We start from the raw sequence: 345 nt of genomic DNA on the forward strand, positions 1-345 counted from the left end.
TGGTTAGAGCGCACGCCTGATAAGCGTGAGGTCGATGGTTCGAGTCCATTTAGGCCCACCATAATAATAATTTTTTGTTCCGCAGTAGCTCAGTGGTAGAGCAATCGGCTGTTAACCGATCGGTCGTAGGTTCGAGTCCTACCTGCGGAGCCATTTTTATATGGGGAAATACTCAAGTGGCTGAAGAGGCGCCCCTGCTAAGGGTGTAGGTCGTGTAAGCGGCGCGAGGGTTCAAATCCCTCTTTCTCCGCCATCGTGTGCATATTTTATAATATAAAAACATGCGCCTTTAGCTCAGCAGGATAGAGCAACGGCCTTCTAAGCCGTCGGTCAGAGGTTCGAATC

General features: G+C 49.9%; 2 tRNA genes. Both read left to right on the plus strand.

Annotated features, from left to right (window positions below):
- Window positions 1–78 precede the first annotated feature (78 nt).
- Window positions 79–153 (plus strand) — tRNA-Asn (locus tag FS935_RS23250).
- Window positions 154–162: 9 nt separating this feature from the next.
- A tRNA-Ser gene (locus tag FS935_RS23255) sits at window positions 163–253 on the plus strand.
- The last annotated feature ends 92 nt before the right edge of the window (window positions 254–345 follow it).

It is taken from the genome of Metabacillus litoralis, from assembly GCF_007994985.1.
GTDB classification, from domain to species: Bacteria; Bacillota; Bacilli; order Bacillales; family Bacillaceae; genus Metabacillus; species Metabacillus litoralis.